This is a genomic window from Microbispora sp. H11081 (assembly GCF_012999535.1).
In the GTDB taxonomy this organism is placed as follows: Bacteria; Actinomycetota; Actinomycetes; order Streptosporangiales; family Streptosporangiaceae; genus Microbispora.
Genome location: NZ_JABBWV010000007.1, coordinates 24246 through 39854 on the forward strand (window position 1 = coordinate 24246; position 15609 = coordinate 39854).

At 71.4% G+C, this 15609-nt stretch carries 14 protein-coding genes; 10 read left to right on the forward strand and 4 right to left on the reverse strand.

Annotated features, from left to right (window positions below; all coding sequences use genetic code 11):
- The first annotated feature begins 24 nt into the window (after positions 1-24).
- Together HHX31_RS18970 and HHX31_RS18975 are read left to right on the forward strand one after the other, a co-directional pair.
- A complete protein-coding gene (locus HHX31_RS18970; protein WP_169949653.1) occupies positions 25-870 on the forward strand; it encodes an MBL fold metallo-hydrolase in 846 nt (281 codons plus the stop codon).
- 162 nt (positions 871-1032) lie between these two features.
- Complete coding sequence (locus tag HHX31_RS18975; protein WP_169949654.1) at positions 1033-2262, forward strand: glycoside hydrolase family 16 protein; 1230 nt, start codon at positions 1033-1035, stop codon at positions 2260-2262.
- A 43-nt stretch (positions 2263-2305) separates the two neighbouring features.
- Here the strand turns inward: HHX31_RS18975 and HHX31_RS18980 are convergent, their stop codons facing one another.
- The 3 genes from HHX31_RS18980 to HHX31_RS18990 all read right to left on the reverse strand — a co-directional run bounded on the left by HHX31_RS18980 (position 2306) and on the right by HHX31_RS18990 (position 5574).
- Positions 2306-3385, reverse strand: a complete 1080-nt coding sequence (locus HHX31_RS18980; RefSeq protein WP_169949655.1) for an MFS transporter — start codon at positions 3383-3385, stop codon at positions 2306-2308.
- A 167-nt stretch (positions 3386-3552) separates the two neighbouring features.
- Positions 3553-4650: a calcium:proton antiporter gene (locus tag HHX31_RS18985; RefSeq protein WP_169949656.1), complete on the reverse strand. Its 1098-nt coding sequence runs from the start codon at positions 4648-4650 to the stop codon at positions 3553-3555.
- Between the two features lie 42 nt (positions 4651-4692).
- Positions 4693-5574 (reverse strand): NUDIX hydrolase, encoded by an 882-nt coding sequence (locus HHX31_RS18990; RefSeq protein ID WP_169949657.1) that lies wholly within the window; start codon positions 5572-5574, stop codon positions 4693-4695.
- Between the two features lie 542 nt (positions 5575-6116).
- Between HHX31_RS18990 and HHX31_RS18995 the strand changes: the two genes are divergently transcribed.
- Positions 6117-7157 (forward strand): alpha/beta fold hydrolase, encoded by a 1041-nt coding sequence (locus HHX31_RS18995; protein ID WP_169949658.1) that lies wholly within the window; start codon positions 6117-6119, stop codon positions 7155-7157.
- A gap of 216 nt (positions 7158-7373) precedes the next feature.
- Positions 7374-8276 carry a hypothetical protein gene (locus HHX31_RS19000; RefSeq protein ID WP_169949659.1) on the forward strand — a complete coding sequence of 301 codons (903 nt, stop codon included), beginning with the start codon at positions 7374-7376 and terminating at the stop codon, positions 8274-8276.
- A gap of 107 nt (positions 8277-8383) precedes the next feature.
- Here the strand turns inward: HHX31_RS19000 and HHX31_RS19005 are convergent, their stop codons facing one another.
- Positions 8384-9217, reverse strand: a complete 834-nt coding sequence (locus tag HHX31_RS19005; protein ID WP_249346159.1) for a M15 family metallopeptidase — start codon at positions 9215-9217, stop codon at positions 8384-8386.
- A 191-nt stretch (positions 9218-9408) separates the two neighbouring features.
- Between HHX31_RS19005 and HHX31_RS19010 the strand changes: the two genes are divergently transcribed.
- The 6 genes from HHX31_RS19010 (at position 9409) to HHX31_RS19035 (ending at position 15587) form a co-directional block, all read left to right on the forward strand.
- Positions 9409-10260, forward strand: coding sequence for a prolipoprotein diacylglyceryl transferase family protein (locus HHX31_RS19010; protein WP_311932044.1), 852 nt, complete (start codon positions 9409-9411; stop codon positions 10258-10260).
- A complete protein-coding gene (locus HHX31_RS19015; protein WP_169949630.1) occupies positions 10257-10883 on the forward strand; it encodes a hypothetical protein in 627 nt (208 codons plus the stop codon). The genes HHX31_RS19010 and HHX31_RS19015 overlap by 4 nt, the downstream gene beginning before the upstream one ends.
- Complete coding sequence (locus tag HHX31_RS19020; RefSeq protein WP_311932046.1) at positions 10880-12448, forward strand: radical SAM protein; 1569 nt, start codon at positions 10880-10882, stop codon at positions 12446-12448. The genes HHX31_RS19015 and HHX31_RS19020 overlap by 4 nt, the downstream gene beginning before the upstream one ends.
- Positions 12449-12464: 16 nt before the next feature.
- On the forward strand, positions 12465-12812 hold the full coding sequence (locus HHX31_RS19025) for a hypothetical protein (RefSeq protein WP_249346160.1): 348 nt from the start codon (positions 12465-12467) through the stop codon (positions 12810-12812).
- A gap of 101 nt (positions 12813-12913) precedes the next feature.
- Positions 12914-13882, forward strand: a complete 969-nt coding sequence (locus HHX31_RS19030) for an ankyrin repeat domain-containing protein (RefSeq protein ID WP_169949660.1) — start codon at positions 12914-12916, stop codon at positions 13880-13882.
- A gap of 523 nt (positions 13883-14405) precedes the next feature.
- Positions 14406-15587 (forward strand): ATP-binding protein, encoded by a 1182-nt coding sequence (locus HHX31_RS19035; protein WP_169949661.1) that lies wholly within the window; start codon positions 14406-14408, stop codon positions 15585-15587.
- The last annotated feature ends 22 nt before the right edge of the window (positions 15588-15609 follow it).

The window sequence follows — 15609 nt, forward strand, 5'->3', positions numbered from 1 at the left end:
AAAGTCTCGGAGAGGGGAGGCGTCATGCCCGGACCGGCGGACGCGACCGTGTTTTTCGTGGGGAACGCCACCATGATCATCCGTTCTCACGGGTTCACCCTGCTGACGGATCCGAACTTCCTGCACCAGGGCCAGCGGGCCCATCTGGGCTGGGGGCTGAGCACCCGCCGCCGTACGGAACCGGCGATGGACGTCACGGAGCTTCCGCCGCTGGACCTGGTCGTGCTGTCGCACCTGCACGGCGACCACTGGGACAGGATCGCGAGGGACAACCTCGACAAGGACCTGCCGATCGTCACCACCCGGCACGCGGCGGCCCGGCTGCGCCGCCAGGGGTTCGGCCACGCCGTCGGGCTGGAGCCGTGGGAGTACCACCACGCGCACCACAGAGACGGCTCGCTCACGGTGACGGCGACGCCCGGCCGGCACGGGCCGGGTTCGATGGACTCGCTGATGCCGCCGGTGATGGGGAGCGTGCTCGACTTCGCCCACGCGGGCGAGGTGGACCTGCGCCTGCACATCAGCGGTGACACGATCATGGACGACTGCCTGTCGGAGATTCCCCGCCGCTTCCCCGACATCGACGTCGGCATCGTCCATCTCGGCGGCACCCGGATCCTCGGCCGCACGGTGACCATGGACGGCGCGCAGGGGGTGGAGTGGCTCAGGCTCATGCAGCCGGAGTCGGCCCTGCCTGTCCACTACGACGACTACACGGCGTTCGCCTCGCCGCTCGGGGACTTCCGGCAGCAGGTGCGCAGCGCCGGGCTGTCGCACATGGTCCACTACCTGATGCGCGGCGAGACCTACCGCCTTCCCGTGCGCCGGTCCGGCGTACGGCCGCACCGGACCACGCCCGGACTGGGATGACACCATTAGTCAAAAGGAAACAATCCTATTGACAAGTCGCGCGTAAGGGCTTGAATCAAGTCGAGAGCGTGCGCTGGACCCCGGCCCCCGCGCCCCCGGAATGGCGGGCGGCGCGGGCCGTGATCCCGCCCGCGTCCCCCCTCGACGAACCCGGAGATCTCCATGCGCGGACCCCGGCTCCTCATCATGGCCGCGGCCATGGTCGTCGGCATCTCCTGCGGCCTCGCCACCGGCCCCGCCGCCCACAGGGCCGAGGCCGCCATCGGCCCAGTCACCTGGTCGGACGAGTTCAACGCCGCGGCGGGAACGCCGATCGACGGCGGGAAGTGGAAGTTCGACACCGGCGGCGGCGGATGGGGCAACAACGAGTCGCAGTACTACACGAACTCCACCCGCAACGTGTACCACGACGGGCAGGGACACCTGGCGATCACCGCGCGCAGGGAGAACCCGTCCAACTACCAGTGCCACTACGGCACCTGTCAGTACACCTCTGGCCGCGTCCTGACCGCCGACAGGTTCAGCCAGGCGTACGGCCGCTTCGAGGCGAGCATCAAGATCCCCAAGGGGCAGGGCATCTGGCCGGCGTTCTGGATGCTCGGCGGCGGCGACTGGCCGAACACCGGCGAGATCGACATCATGGAGAACGTCGGCAAGGCGCCCAACACCGTCTACGGCACCGTGCACGGCCCCGGTTACTCCGGCGGCAGCGGTGTCGGCGGCAGCCGTACGATCGGCGCGCCGCTCGGCGACGCCTTCCACACCTACCGGGTGGACTGGTCGCCGAACCTCATCGTCTGGTATCTGGACGGCTCGGAGTACTTCCGCGTCACGCCGGCCGACATCCGCGGCAACCGGTGGGTGTTCGACCACCCGTTCTTCATGATCTTCAACGTCGCGGTCGGCGGCAACTGGCCGGGCAGCCCCGACTCCACCACGTCGTTCCCGCAGACCATGCTGATCGACTGGGTCCGCGTGTCCGCCTGGACCAGCGACGGGGGAGGCGGGACAGGCGGCGCGCTGAAGTCCGGCCTGAACGGCCGCTGCGTCGACATCCCGGCCGCCAACCCCGTCGACGGCGCCCGCCTCCAGATGTACGACTGCAACGGCACCGCGGCCCAGCAGTGGACGGTCAACGGCGACGGCACGATCCGCGCGATGGGCAAGTGCATGGACGCCGCGGCGGCCGGCACCGCCAACGGCACGCCGATCCAGCTCTACACGTGCAACGGCACCGGCGCCCAGCGCTTCACGCTCACCGCCGCAGGCGACCTGGTCAACATCCCGGCGAACCGCTGCGTGGACATCGTGGACGTGAACCCGGCCAACGGCGCGCGCCTCCAGTTGTGGGACTGCACCGGCGCGGCCAACCAGAAGTGGACCCGCGGCTGACGACCGTGTGACCGGGGCGAGGGGTTCCGGCCTCTCACCCCGGTCACGGCCGCTTCCGGCGTACGGCGAGGGCGATCAGCAGGTACGGCGCCGCCGCGACGGCGAACAGCGGTCCGGGGCCGGCCCACACCGACCCGGCCGCGTAACCGCCGTAGACCGCCAGTGCGACGACCTCGGTGCCGATCCCGGCCATCGACGTGACCGTGGCCCGCGCGCCGTCCGAGATCGCCTCCTGAAGCCTCGCCTCCAGCACCACGGTCGCCCACTGGAACAGGCCGAAGGCCACGGCCACCAGTGTGAGCGCCTCCGGTCGGCCCGCGGACGCTCCGACCGCGCCGGCCGCCAGGCAGACGGCGGCCGTCACCAGCGCCGGCGCGAGGACGCCCCGCCCCCGCCCGGCGAACCACCCGCCGGCCACGCCGCCCGCGCTCACCAGCAGGACGAGCAGGGGAACCCGCTCGGTGGACACCCCGGTCGCCTCCGCGAGCAGGGGGACGTACTCGTCCATCGCCCCCGCGATCGCCATAGCCGACAGGATCACGATCGCGCGGCGGACCGCGCGGCCCCCGCGCACCTGGGCCAGGCCGTCGCGCAGGACGGCGAAGTATCCGTCGTCGTCCTCCGACCGGTCTCGGTCGCCGCGCGACTCGGGGAACGACAGCCCCACGGCGGCTCCGAGCAGCGTCACGAGCACGCTGGCCACGCCCGCCGCGCGCATGCCTCCGACGGCGAGCACGGGCCCCGCCAGCGCGGTCGCGGCCATCACCGCCGTCGTGCCGAGGGCGGTCGCACGCCCGGCGAGCGACGGGAAGCGGCCGGTCGCGCCCAGCCGGCCGAGTTCCTCGTACACGAGGGCCTGGAGCGTGCCCGAACGCAGTGAGCCGCCGGCCCCCCACAGCACGAAGCCCAGCGCGAACGACCAGTAGGAGGGGGCGAACGTCCACAGGGCGTACCCCGCGCCCGTCAGAAGGGGCGCGACGGCGAGCAGCAGCCGCCGCGAGACGAGGTCGGCCCACACACCGGACGGGACCTCCAGCACGAAGCCGGTGACCGACCAGATCACGAACAGCGAGGAGATCTGGGCGGGGGAGAGCCCGTGCTCGGCGAACAGCAGGGCGTACACCGGATAGAGGACGACGAGGTCCTCCAGGAACGCGTACGCGTACAGGCGGGCCGCGAGGGCCCCTTCGGGTGAGCGTCAATGTCGCCGGTTCACCCTTCGCACCCTAGGTCGCCCGTCGATCGTCGCGCATCGGGTTTTCCGGAGCCCGGAGCCCGGAGCTCACGGGCTCACGGGCTCACGGCCAGGAGCAGAAACACGGCGAGCAAGGTGAGGTGCACGCCCGCCTGCAGGAGTGTGGCCCGGCCGGGCACCACGGTCAGGGTCGCCACGACGACCGTCAGCGCGAGCAGCACGATGTGCGTCGGGCCGAGCCCGAGCAGCAGCGGCCCTTCCACCCACAGTGACGCGGCGGCGATGGTCGGGATCGTGAGCCCGATGCTGGCCATCGCCGAGCCGTAGGCGAGGTTGAGGCTCACCTGCACCCGTGCCTGCCGGGCCGCGCGTACGGCGGCGAGGGTCTCCGGCAGCAACACCAGCAGCGCGATCACGACGCCCACCGCGGACTGCGGCAGGCTCGCCGCGCGTACGGCCGCCTCGATGGAGGGCGACTCGACCTTCGCCAGGCCGACCACCGCGATCAGCGCGGTCAGCAGCAGCGCCAGGCTGGCCACGGCGTGCCGCGTGGCCGACGGGTCCGCGTGCCCGCCCCCGGCCTCGCCGCCGGACTCGACCGGCAGGAAGTAGTCGCGGTGCCGTACGGCCTGGGTGAGCACGAACAGGCCGTACAGCACGAGCGAGGCGATCGCGGCGAACGCGAGCTGGGGCGGGGAGAACGCGGGCCCTGGCTTGCTCGTGGTGAAGGACGGCAGGACGAGGCTGAGCGCCGACAGGGTGGCGACCGTCGCCAGCGCGCCTCCCGTGCCCTCCGCGTTGAAGACCGCCACCCGCCGCCGCAGCGCCGCGACCAGCAGCGACAGGCCGGCGATCCCATTGCAGGTGATCATCACGGCGGCGAAGACCGTGTCGCGGGCGAGCGACGATGCGGCCCGTCCGCCGGACACGGTGAGGCTGATGATCAGCGCCACCTCGATCACGGTGACCGCCACGGCGAGCACCAGCGAGCCGAACGGCTCACCCACCCGATGGGCGATGACCTCGGCGTGGTGCACGGCGGCGAGGACCGAGGCCGCGAGGAAGAACGCGGCGACGACCACGACGACGGGCGGGATGGCCGTCCGCCCCCACGCCAGCGCGAGCACTGTCACGGACAGGAGCGGAATGACCGTGGTCCAGGAGGCGGCCAGCCGGCGGTAGCGCAGGATCACATCGTTATTCCTGCCCAAATGGGACGAAAGGTATAAAAGATCTCAGATTCCGAGCTGCTTGAGCAGCCAGCGCGGGCCGGTGACCACGGCGCCGAGGGCCGTCACCCGCTGGCGCAGCCCGCGGTCGGCGGTGACGACGAGGGCGGTCTCCCACGGCCGTACGCCTCGGACCACGTCCACGATCGCGTCGTCGCCGCTGCCGCCGGCCGCCACGACCGTCAGGTCCCCGGTCACCGGGCCGGGGTCGGCGGCTCCGGCCGCGGCCCCTTCGAGCACCGCGACCACACGCGGGAACCAGCGGGACAGCGCGGGAACCCCTTCCGGCATCTCGTCGAAGCCCTGCCCGGAGAGCGGGATCAGCTCGTTGAGCAGGCGGTTCGCGGCGCCGGCGCGGTCCTTCCACCATCCGTGCTCGGCACGTGCGCCGATGATGTTGGCCATGTCGAGGACGACGACCACCGGGCCCAGCGCGGGCCGGATCCTCGGCCACGAGGCGGCGAAGCCGGGGTGCAGTTCCTTCGACGCGACCTCGTCGGCCGCCACCCAGCGCATGTCGGCGCTCTCGCCGTTGGCCGGCGCGGCGTCGAGCAGCCCCCCGGCCTCCGCGATCACCGTCTGGAAGGACCAGCCGCCGTGGTCGTCGACGTAGAGCCCGCGAACCCGGACGAGGCCGGCGTCCAGCGCGGCCTCCTCCCGCGCCTCGCGCAGCGCGCCGGTGACGGCGTCCTCATGGCTGTCGCACGCGCCGCCCGGCAGCCCCCACGTCCCGCCGTGATGACTCCACCAGGCCCGTTTCTGCATCAGCACGTACGGCATGCCGTCGAGGGTGTGGTGGACGGTGAGCAGACCGGCGGCGCCGTACAACCCCCAGTGCTGGTGACCCAGCGCGCACAGGGCCCAGCCGTCGCCGTCCTTCGCCGCCATGCACCCATCTTGCCGCAGTAGGCCGGGCGTGGCCTGCCTCGGCGTTGCTCTGATGTGCCCGGCGCGAATTCACGGTGCGTGACAGGGCCGTAGGCCGATCGTTATCAACCGGTAAGCGATCCTTTCGAAGGCCGAGTCCGGAGCCCGTTAACGTTTGAGCCCTCACTCGTGATTCCCCTTTATCCGGAGAATCAGGAGATGTCATATCTGGAGAGACGCCCGCTTCCTGCGGCCGGAGGAGCGGGCGTTGTCCTCCCCTCTCGTTCCTTCTCGTTTTCGCGTCGGCCCCCACCGGCCGTCCTCTCGTCCCCCTCCCAGGGTGTGGTGGACAGCGCACCAGCCAGGCCCGCGGCCTCCTGCCGTCCGGCACAGAGCACGACGGAAGAAGCCCGCCCTCGCCCGGGTCGTACAGGCTGCGATCACTCACCTGACACCGATCGAGCCGCGCCATGCCGCCCGATCGCCGGTGAGCAGCCGATTCGGGGACGGTGGACTACACCCACCGGACGCCCCGTGATGCGTGGCCGGGAAGGGGAACGCACATGCCACTTGAGGAAACAGCCGTGCGGGCTCCGGGCGCGCGGTCGCGTGCCAGGAGACTGAGGAGGGCTGTCGTCGGCGCGTTCGTCGCTCTGGTCACCGTGTTCGGCATAACCGCCGGTGCGGGCGCGAGCGCGACGCCGAAGGAGCCGGCGGAGGGACCGGCGCGCTTCGCTCCCGGATTCAGGCACGGCAAGGTCGCCGTGGAGGGCGGCGCCGTCCACTACGTCATCGGCGGGTCGGGCCCGGCCGTCGTGCTGCTGCACGGCTGGCCGCAGACCTGGCTGATGTGGCGCAAGCTGATGCCCGACCTCGCCCGCGACCACACCGTCATCGCCGTGGACCTGCCGGGGCTTGGCGACTCGTCCGTGCCCGCCAGCGGCTACGACAAGGTCACCACCGCACAGCGGGTGCGCCAGGCCGTACGCCGGCTGGGGTTCGACCAGGTGTCGATCATCGGTCACGACCTCGGAGTCCTGGTCGCCTACCCCTGGGCGCGTGACCACCCCGGCGAGGTGACCCGGCTTGTCATGATCGAGACGCCGCTGTCCGGCTTCGGTCTTGAGGAGCTCTACGGGGTGAGCTGGCACTTCCGGTTCAACATGTCCCCCGCGCCGATCCCCGAGCGGATCATGGACAACGACGACGTCAGCACGTACCTCGGCATGATCTTCGACTTCAGCTACCGCAGGGACGCGGTGGAGCGCGAGCCTTACTACCGCGCCTACGCCGACCCGGCCAGGCGGACCGCGGGGTACGAGTACTACCGGGCGTTCGCCGCGGACGCGGAGAACAACACGGCCAACGCGGCGAAGCGGCTGCCCATGCCGGTGCTGGGCATCGGCGGCCAGTACTCCTTCGGACCGGGGGTCGCGGACTCGTTCCGCCAGGTCGCCGATGACGTGCGCACGGTGGTGGCACCCGATTCGGGGCACTTCGTCCCTGAGGAGAACCCGCGCTTCATGGCCGACTGCGCGAGCCTCTTCCTGGGCGCGCAGACGGGTACGGCCCCGCGCCCCGAGCTCACTTCCTGCGCCCCGTAAGGGGGCACGGGACAGACGCCCGGCTGGAGACCGCTCACGGCGGCCTCCGGCCGGGCGTTCGTGTTCGGGCCAATGTCGGGATATATCCCCTGTTCCGGGCGGTCTCGGGCGGCGCTCGACCCGATTTTGCAACGGTCCAATCTCGGCCGCCAACCGTCCTCGTCCAGAGCTCGTCCCCCTACCGCACAGAGCAACCCGAGCCTCTGGAGTAACGCCATGCATCAGCAGCCAGGCCCTCCGAACGGACCCTACGGCCCGCCTCCCGGCCGGCCCCCGTACGGGCAGCCTCGCCAGCGGCTCCCCGCGCGGCAACCCCCGTCTCCGCATCGGAAGAAGGGCAAGGGGCCCCTCTTCTGGCTGCTGGTGATCGGGCTGCCGTTCGTGCTCCTGTTCGGCTGCATGGCCGCCATCGGCTCTCTCGCCTCCAACGCGCCGGACACGACGAGCCCGGATGCCACGAGCCCAGATGCCGCGAGCTCGGTCGCGAAGGCCGGAAAGCCGAGCGCGCCGGCCGGGTCCGGCGCCGCGGCGGCGGAGAAGACCGGCGAGAAGGGGGAACCGTCCTCGACGCCCAGCCCGGAGCCCACGCCGCGCGAATACAGCGGCACCGGGGCGAAGGTCCTCAAGCTGCGCGAGAGCGATCGGTCGTCCGTGTGGCTGGTCGCCCTCACGCACCGTGGAGGGTCGAACTTCATCGTCTCTCCGCTCGACCCGGGCGGCGCCGAGCAGAGCGCGATCGTCAACGAGATCGGGAACTACAAGGGGAGCGTCCTGCTCAACGAGGACGAAGGGAAAGAGACGGCCGCGCTGAAAATCCAGGCCGACGGCCCGTGGACGATCACGCTGGCACCGCTGTCGACGGCCCGCGTCTGGTCCGGCGACTCGCTCACCGGCCGCGGCGATGACGTCGTCATCCTCAACCCCGCGAGTTCCGGCCTCACGACGGTGGACGCACGGCACTCGGGAAGCGCGAACTTCATCGTGGACGCCTGGACCGAGTCGAGCAGGGACCTGCTCATCAACGAGATCGGCGGCTGGCATGGGGAGGTCCCGCTGCCCAGCGGGACGTTCCTTGTGACGATCAAGGCTGACGGCGTCTGGTCGTTCAAGAGGAGCTGAGGAGGCGTACGGCTCGCGCCCCGGCGGGGGCGGCGCGAGCCGTACGCGCCTCGGGTTCCGCGTCGTCTCTCTCGCGGTCGGCGGCCCCGGTGCCAGCGGCCCCGGCGTCAGCGGCCGTTGACGGAGAAGTGCTGGTAGTCCTTGGTGCCCGACCACGAACCGCCCCAGCCCCAGCCGATCTCACGGAAGGCCCGCACCACGGAGTCTCCGCTGTTGATCACTCCAGGCTTCTTGAGCGGCCGCTTCACGAACGCGTCCGCGTTGCGGTGGGCGTTCGAGCCGTCTGAGTAGACGTACGGGTTCTCCCGGGGGTTGATGTCGACGGCCAGGCCGTACGCGTGGTTGGACCAGTTGCCGGATCCGGTGGCGCTGCGGCAGTTGAAGGCCGAGGTGTTGTCGGCCTCGATGGAGTCGAAGTCGCTGCCCTTGTAGACGTCGACCGGCTCCATCCGGCGGATCGGGTAGCGAAGGTCGTAGAGCTTCCCGAACACGGAGGCCAGGTCGTCGGCCACCTTCTTGTTGACCACCAGCGTGCCGGTGTGCGCCCTGTCGTCGAAGCCCCAGTAGGTCATCGTGATCTTGCGGAGCCCGCTCACCGGGACCGGGCAGCCAGGACGCCACGAGTGCCGTACTTCGTCGCGGGACACCGGCTCGATCTTCGCGGTGAAGGGAGGCGGCCCGCTCGGGCTCGGTGTGGGCCCGGTCTCCGACGTGGGTGAGACCGGCGCGGGCGAGGGTGTGACGGACCCGGACGACGGCGACCCAGGCGACGCGGCCGAGGAGCCGGCGGGAGCCGGCGAGTCCGACGCCGGGGCCGCCGGGGCGGTCGCCGGCGGCGGGTTCCTGCCGGACGCGCCCGCGTCGCCGTCCCCGCCGCAGCCGGTCACTCCGGCGACGGCCGCCATCACTATCGCTGACCTGCGGATCCATAAGGAGGTCATAGGGGCAGGTTACCCGCGGGCGTCGCATCCGCCCGGGGCAGCGCGCGACTCCTGTGGACAACGGGATCCCTGTGGACAGGACCCGGCCGGTTGCGCGAATAGCGGTACAGAGCCGGGCTTGGCATATGGATCGGTGTAATCCGGAAGAAATGGCCATCGGCAACGACGGGCGTCGCCGCTAGGGTGGCGTCGTGATCGAGGAACTGCGTTTCGGCTGGGTGACCGTGCCGACCCACGCGTTCTTCGTGGGCCTCGGCGTCGTCCTCGCAAGCGTGGTGTTCGTCCTGGAAGCACGGCGCAGGGGCGCCCTGCGCGAGGAGTCCCTCGTCGCCGTCACCGGCGCGCTGGTCGGCGGGGCGATAGGCATGCGGCTGTCCGGGTGGGCCGAGCATCTCGATTTCGCCCTCAACCCCGGCCTCGTCGAGGCGTGGATGTTCGGGGCCCGGAGCATCCTCGGCGGCCTGACCGGCGCGTACGTCGGGGTGCTGGTCGCGAAGCGGCTCATCGGCTATCGGGAGCGCACCGGCGACCTGTTCGCGCCCGCGGTCGCGCTCGGCATGGCCGTCGGCCGCATCGGCTGCTACCTGACGGAGGCCCCCGGCCGTCCCACGAGCCTTCCCTGGGGTGTCCACGCACCCGCCACCGTGCCGGAATGCCCCGGTTGCGTGACCGGGCAGGCCATGCACCCGTCGTACCTGTACGAGGCCGTCTTCCAACTCGCCGCCTTCGGCGCGTTGCTGTGGGCCAGGAGCCGGGTCGACCGGCCGGGAGAGCTGTTCACCCTGTATCTGGGCGCGTACGCCGCCTTCCGCTTCCTCGTCGAGTTCACCAGGGCGAACGAGACCGTCTGGCTCGACCTGACCCGCCCGCAGTGGTTCCTCGTCCCCGGGCTCGCGCTCCTCGCCGTCCGCCTCGGGATCGGCTGGCGCAGGGGTTATTACGATCGGCTGCTCCCCCGCCGGGGTGAGCGGCGACCGCTGTCACCAGGCGACCGGCTGCCATCAGGCGCCCGGCTGTCGCCCGCGAGCGAGGAGGAGAGATGACCACACCCCCCGAGCCGCCGGACGGCTCGCGGCACGGCGATCCCGTAGAGCCGCCGCCCGTAACGCCCCCGCCCGGCGCGCCGCACGGTCCTGGCGGTCCGCCGCCGCCTCAGGGCCCGGCCGGCCCGCCCCAGTCGTACGGTCCTGGCGGCCCGCCGTGGGTTCCGCCGCCGCCTGCCGGCCCTGGTGGGCCTGGTCCTGGTGGGTTCGGTCCCGGTGGGCCGCCGCCGTACGGTCCCGGTGGGCCGTACGGTCAGGGCGGGCCGTACGGTCAGGGCGGGCCGTACGGACCGCAGGCGGCGAAGAGCTCGACCGGCGTCGTCATCGCGACGACGATCGCGGGGGTCGTGGCCTATGTGGTCGTCAACTTCGTGCTCTTCCTCACGACCCTGATGATCGCGGACGGGGTCGCGAGCGGCAACAAGAACCTCGCGCTCATCGGCGGATCGGTGGTCCTGGCCGCGATCGCGTTCGGCGGTGGAACGCTGCTGCTGCTCCTCCGCAAGCCCTGGTCGCGGGGGCTCGGGATGGGCCTGATGATCGGCTGGGCGCTCATGACGATCTTCACCGCCGGCTTCTGCACCGGCGTCAACCCGTCGCTGTACACGGACGGTGTCCTGTGAGCACGGGTATGCCCCTGCGGGGAGACCGCATCCTCCGCTACGTCAACGCGTTCTGCCCCCGCTGCCACGACGAGCGGCCGGACCGTCCGCTGGCGGAGGTGCCGCGCCTGTCCGGCTGGCTCGCTGCCCGCGACGGCCGCGTCTACCTGGAGCGCGGCTGCCGCACCCACGGCATGGTCAGGACCCTCTACGACGAGGACCCGGAGATCCTCGCCTACCTGGAGGAATGGACCGCTCCCACCAAGGCGCACCTGCCCGACGTAGCGGGCAACTTCGACCCGGTTCCCGAGGCGTACCTGCGTGGGCTGCCGGAGATGCAGACCCAGCACACCTGCATCCTCCTGGAGGACGTGGCGGAGGCGTGCAACCTCCGCTGCCCGACGTGCTTCACCGACTCCTCGCCCGACCTGCGGGGGATCGTGCCGGTCCGTGAGGTGCTCGCCAACGTCGACCAGCGACTGGCCCGCGAGAACGGCCGTCTCGACGTGCTCATGCTCAGCGGCGGTGAGCCGACCCTCCACCCCGACCTGCCCGAGTTGCTCGCCGAGCTGACCGCCCGGCCCGTCACCCGCATCCTGGTCAACACGAACGGGCTCCTGGTGGCCAGGGACGACGCGCTGCTCGACCTGCTCACCGAGCACCGCGAACGCGTGGAGATCTACCTGCAGTACGACGGCCTGTCGGCCGAGGCGTCCCGGCATCACCGGGGCGGCGACCTGCGGCGGCAGAAGGCGGAGGCGCTGCGGCGGCTGTCGGAGCGGGAGATCTTCACCACGCTCGTCATGACCGCGGCTCTCGGAGTGAACGACGGCGAGATCGGCGAGGTGGTGCGTCTCGCCCTCGACACGCCGTACGTCGGCGGCGTGTCGATCCAGCCGCAGTTCGGGTCGGGGCGGTCAGGGGCGATCGACCCGATGGACCGGCTCACCCACACCGGTGTGCTCAAGCGCCTCGGCCCGCAGACGGACGGCCTGGTCACCTGGCGCGACCTGACCGCCCTGCCCTGCTCGCATCCGCACTGCTGCTCGGTCGGCTACATGATCAGGGACGACGCCGGTCAGTGGCGCTCGCTGACGGCGTTGATCGGGCACGACCGCCTCAAGGAGAACCTCGGGCTCGTCTCCAACCGCATCGCCGACTCGGAGGTCCCCCGGCAGCTCCGCATGGCCGTGCAGGAGTCGCTGCTGGGCCTGCTGTCCGAGCAGTCGTCGCTGTCGCACCCCGAGATGGGCAAGGTCTGGCACGACATCTGCGAAAACTGCGACCTCGGGATGACCACCCTGCTGACGCTCGCATCCTCGGCCCTGCCTGGTCGGAGGAAACGGCTGCGCCGTCTGCTGGGCGAACGGGTCGTACGCATCACGGTCAAGCCGTTCATGGACATGTCCACGATGCTGGAGGAGCGCCTGGTCCAGTGCTGCGTCCACGTCGGCACCCGCTCCGACCAGGACCAGTGCGCGCCGTTCTGCGCGGTCCAGGCCTGGCCCGCGCTCGGGCGTCAGCGCCTGTCGGCCGTCGCCGCGGCCGACCCCGGCGTACGGCTCCCGCTGGTGGAGATCACATGAGGACGGTGGCGCGGCCGTGACCGCCGACAGAGTGCCGCCTCCCGGCGACCGGCCGACCGGCGTCGCGTACGAGCAGGCGCGTGCCGCCGAGACGGCCCAGGCGTCCGAGGGCGGGCAGGCCAAGCCGTACGATCCGCTGAAGCTGTGCGTCTACGCCACGGTGGCGCTGCTCGCCTGGCTGTTCGGGGCCTGGGCCGTGCTCGGCTTCGCCGCCCTGGGATTCGCCGGATACTGGCGGGCCCGCCGCGCCGGGCTCACCAGGAGCAAGTGCTATCTCAGGGACACCCGGCTCGTCCTCGCCTACCTGGGACTGGTCGCGCTGGCCGCCGCGACGGCCCTCGTGCTCCCGCACCTGCCCCGATAGCGGAGTCACCGGGCCCGGCGGAGTCCGCGGGCCTGCCTGCCGCACGCGTTTTGTCGGTGGGCTTCGCCATGATCTGCTCACCTACTCACCGAGGGAGCATCATGGCTGTCGTCCGGGAAGCGGACTGGTCCGGCATCGGCTGGGACGACTGGAAGAACCTGCGGCTGATCCGTGCCCGGCTCGACGCGGGCGCCGACCCCGACGCGGAGGTGTTCTTCCACGGACGGCCCCTGCACCTGGCGGCGGAACGCGGCTCTCCCAAGGTGGTGGCGGAGCTGGCCGCCCGCGTCGACGACGTGGACGCCGAGCACGAGGGCCGTACGGCGCTGTGGACGGCCGTCTTCGCCAACCGTCCGGACAACGCCCGGGTCCTGGCCGGGGCCGGTGCCGATCCCTGGCGGCCGATGATGAACGGCTGGTCGCCCGGACGGCTCAGCCTGGCCATCCCGGCCCCCGATCTGTTCGGAGATCCCACCGGCCGGCCCGGCCTGTCCGATGCCGAGGTCGCCGCCGTGGCCGAAGCCGCACGCCTGATCGCCGCCTTGGGGGATCTCGACGACGACGGGCTGAGTATCGCCTGCGTCGCCGGGATCAGCGCGGCGGAGGCGGTGCGCCGCCTGGAGGCCGTCCCCGTCGACAGCGCGGAAGTCGAAGAGCTCTTCGAAGACGACATCTTCGAGAACTTCGACGAGAACCTCCAGATCGTGGGGGTCACGGATGTGCCCGGCGGTTGTGTCGTCACCCAGCCCTGGGGATACATGTCGTCCACACCCGGTGCCACGGAGCGCCTGTCGGAGGGGACCGTCTGCTACGCGATGTACGCCAATCCCAAGAGCGGCAACCAGGGGAGCGTCACCCGGGACGGCGAGATCGTGGAATGGGACACCCATCCCGGTGGCGGACGCCCCTCGCCGGACGACCCCGCCGAGGAGATCTTCAACAGCTACCTCTTCCGTGGACGAGCGATCGCGTACTGCTGCGCCGGTGCGGGCCTGCGGTTGCCCGACGCCGACGCCGTCGAACGGCCGGGCATGTGGGTGAGGCTCCCCGAACGCGACTACTGGAGCTGACCGGCCGGACCCCGAAGCCCGGCGGCAGGAGCGGAGCGGGCGGGAGGGAGGACCGCAGCGAAGGCCCAGCGGAGCGGGCTTCGCGAGGACCGGAGCTTCCGGCCGGCGTAGTGACGTCCGAAGCGCCGCAGGGGAGTCGCCGGAGGGGACGGCGGCATGGGGCTGCCGCCGCTGGACGACGGTGTTTGACGGACCTTTAGCGGAAAGCTCGCGCAGGTGTTCGATGACGCGCTACAGTCATGCCCATCGGATCGAACACGGGTTCGGTCGAGTCCTGCCAGGTAAGGGGTGTGTGATGGCTGTGTCCACGGTGTCCGCCACCCCTGTTCCGGCTGCCGTCGTTCCCGTGACCGGCGATCCGGTCGTGCCCTCCCCGGCTCCGCCCGTCGTCGTCCCGGTCATCCCGGCCCAGGCTCCGCCCGCCGCCGCGCGGTGCGTGCCGCGGCCGGGCCGGGCGACACGCCGTAGCGCTCTCTACGGAAATCTACGACGGCCGCTATATCCCGTCATAAAGTCCGAGAGCGTGGACCCCGTGCGCAATCCCTACGCCCCCGGCGCCGGTCAGCGCCCCCCGGAGCTCGCCGGCCGCGACCGCGAGCTGCAGCAGTTCGAGATCGTGCTGGAGCGGGTGGCCCGAGGCCGCCCGGAGCGGAGCATGGTCCTCACCGGCCTGCGCGGCGTGGGCAAGACCGTCCTGCTCAACACGTTCAAGTCGATGGCCATGCAGCGGCTGTGGGGCACCGGCAAGATCGAGGCCAGGCCCGACCAGTCGATCCGCCGCCCGGTGGCGGCCGCGCTGCACATGGCCATAAGGGAGCTCGCCCCCCGCCACCGCGCCCCCGAGCGCATCGAGGAGTTCCTCGGCGTCCTCAAGGCGTTCGCGATGCGCGATCCCGCCGCCGCGAAGGGCACTTCGCACTGGTCGCCCGGCATCGACGTGCCTGCCTCGCGTGGCCGGGCCGACTCCGGCGACCTGGAGATCGACCTGACCGAGCTGTTCGTCGACGCCGCCGGTGTGGCGACGGACCTCGGCGTCGGCATCGCGCTGTTCATCGACGAGATGCAGGACGTGCAGGCGCCGGACGTCTCGGCCCTGTGCGCGGCCTGCCACGAGCTCTCGCAGAACGGCGGCCCGCTGATCGTCGTCGGCGCCGGCCTCCCGCACCTGCCGGGCGTGTTGTCTGCGAGCAAGAGCTACTCCGAGCGGCTGTTCCGGTACGCCCGCATCGACCGGCTTGACCGGGACGCCGCCGACCTGGCGCTGATCGCCCCGGCCGCCCGCGAGGACGTCGAGTTCACGCCCGACGCGCTCGACGCGTTGTACGAGGCGGCCGACGGCTACCCCTACTTCGTCCAGGCGTACGGGAAGGTCGCCTGGGACCTCGCCCCGCGCAGCCCGATCACGGCCGAGGACATCAAGGTGTCCGCCCCGGAGGCCGAGGAGGAGCTGGCGGTCGGCTTCTTCGGCAGCCGTTATGAGCGGGCGACGCCCGCCGAGCGCGACTACATGCACGCCATGGCCCAGCTCGGCGACGACCCGGTGCCGACCGCCGAGGTGGCGGAGACGCTGGGCCGCAAGCCGTCGAGCCTGTCTCCGGCGCGCGACAGCCTGATCAAGAAGGGCCTGATCTACAGCGCGGAACGCGGCGTGATCGGGTTCACCGTTCCGCATTTCGGGAGGTTCCTCCGTGCGCAGCCGCTCTGAGCGGCGCGCCCATCGACCTCTC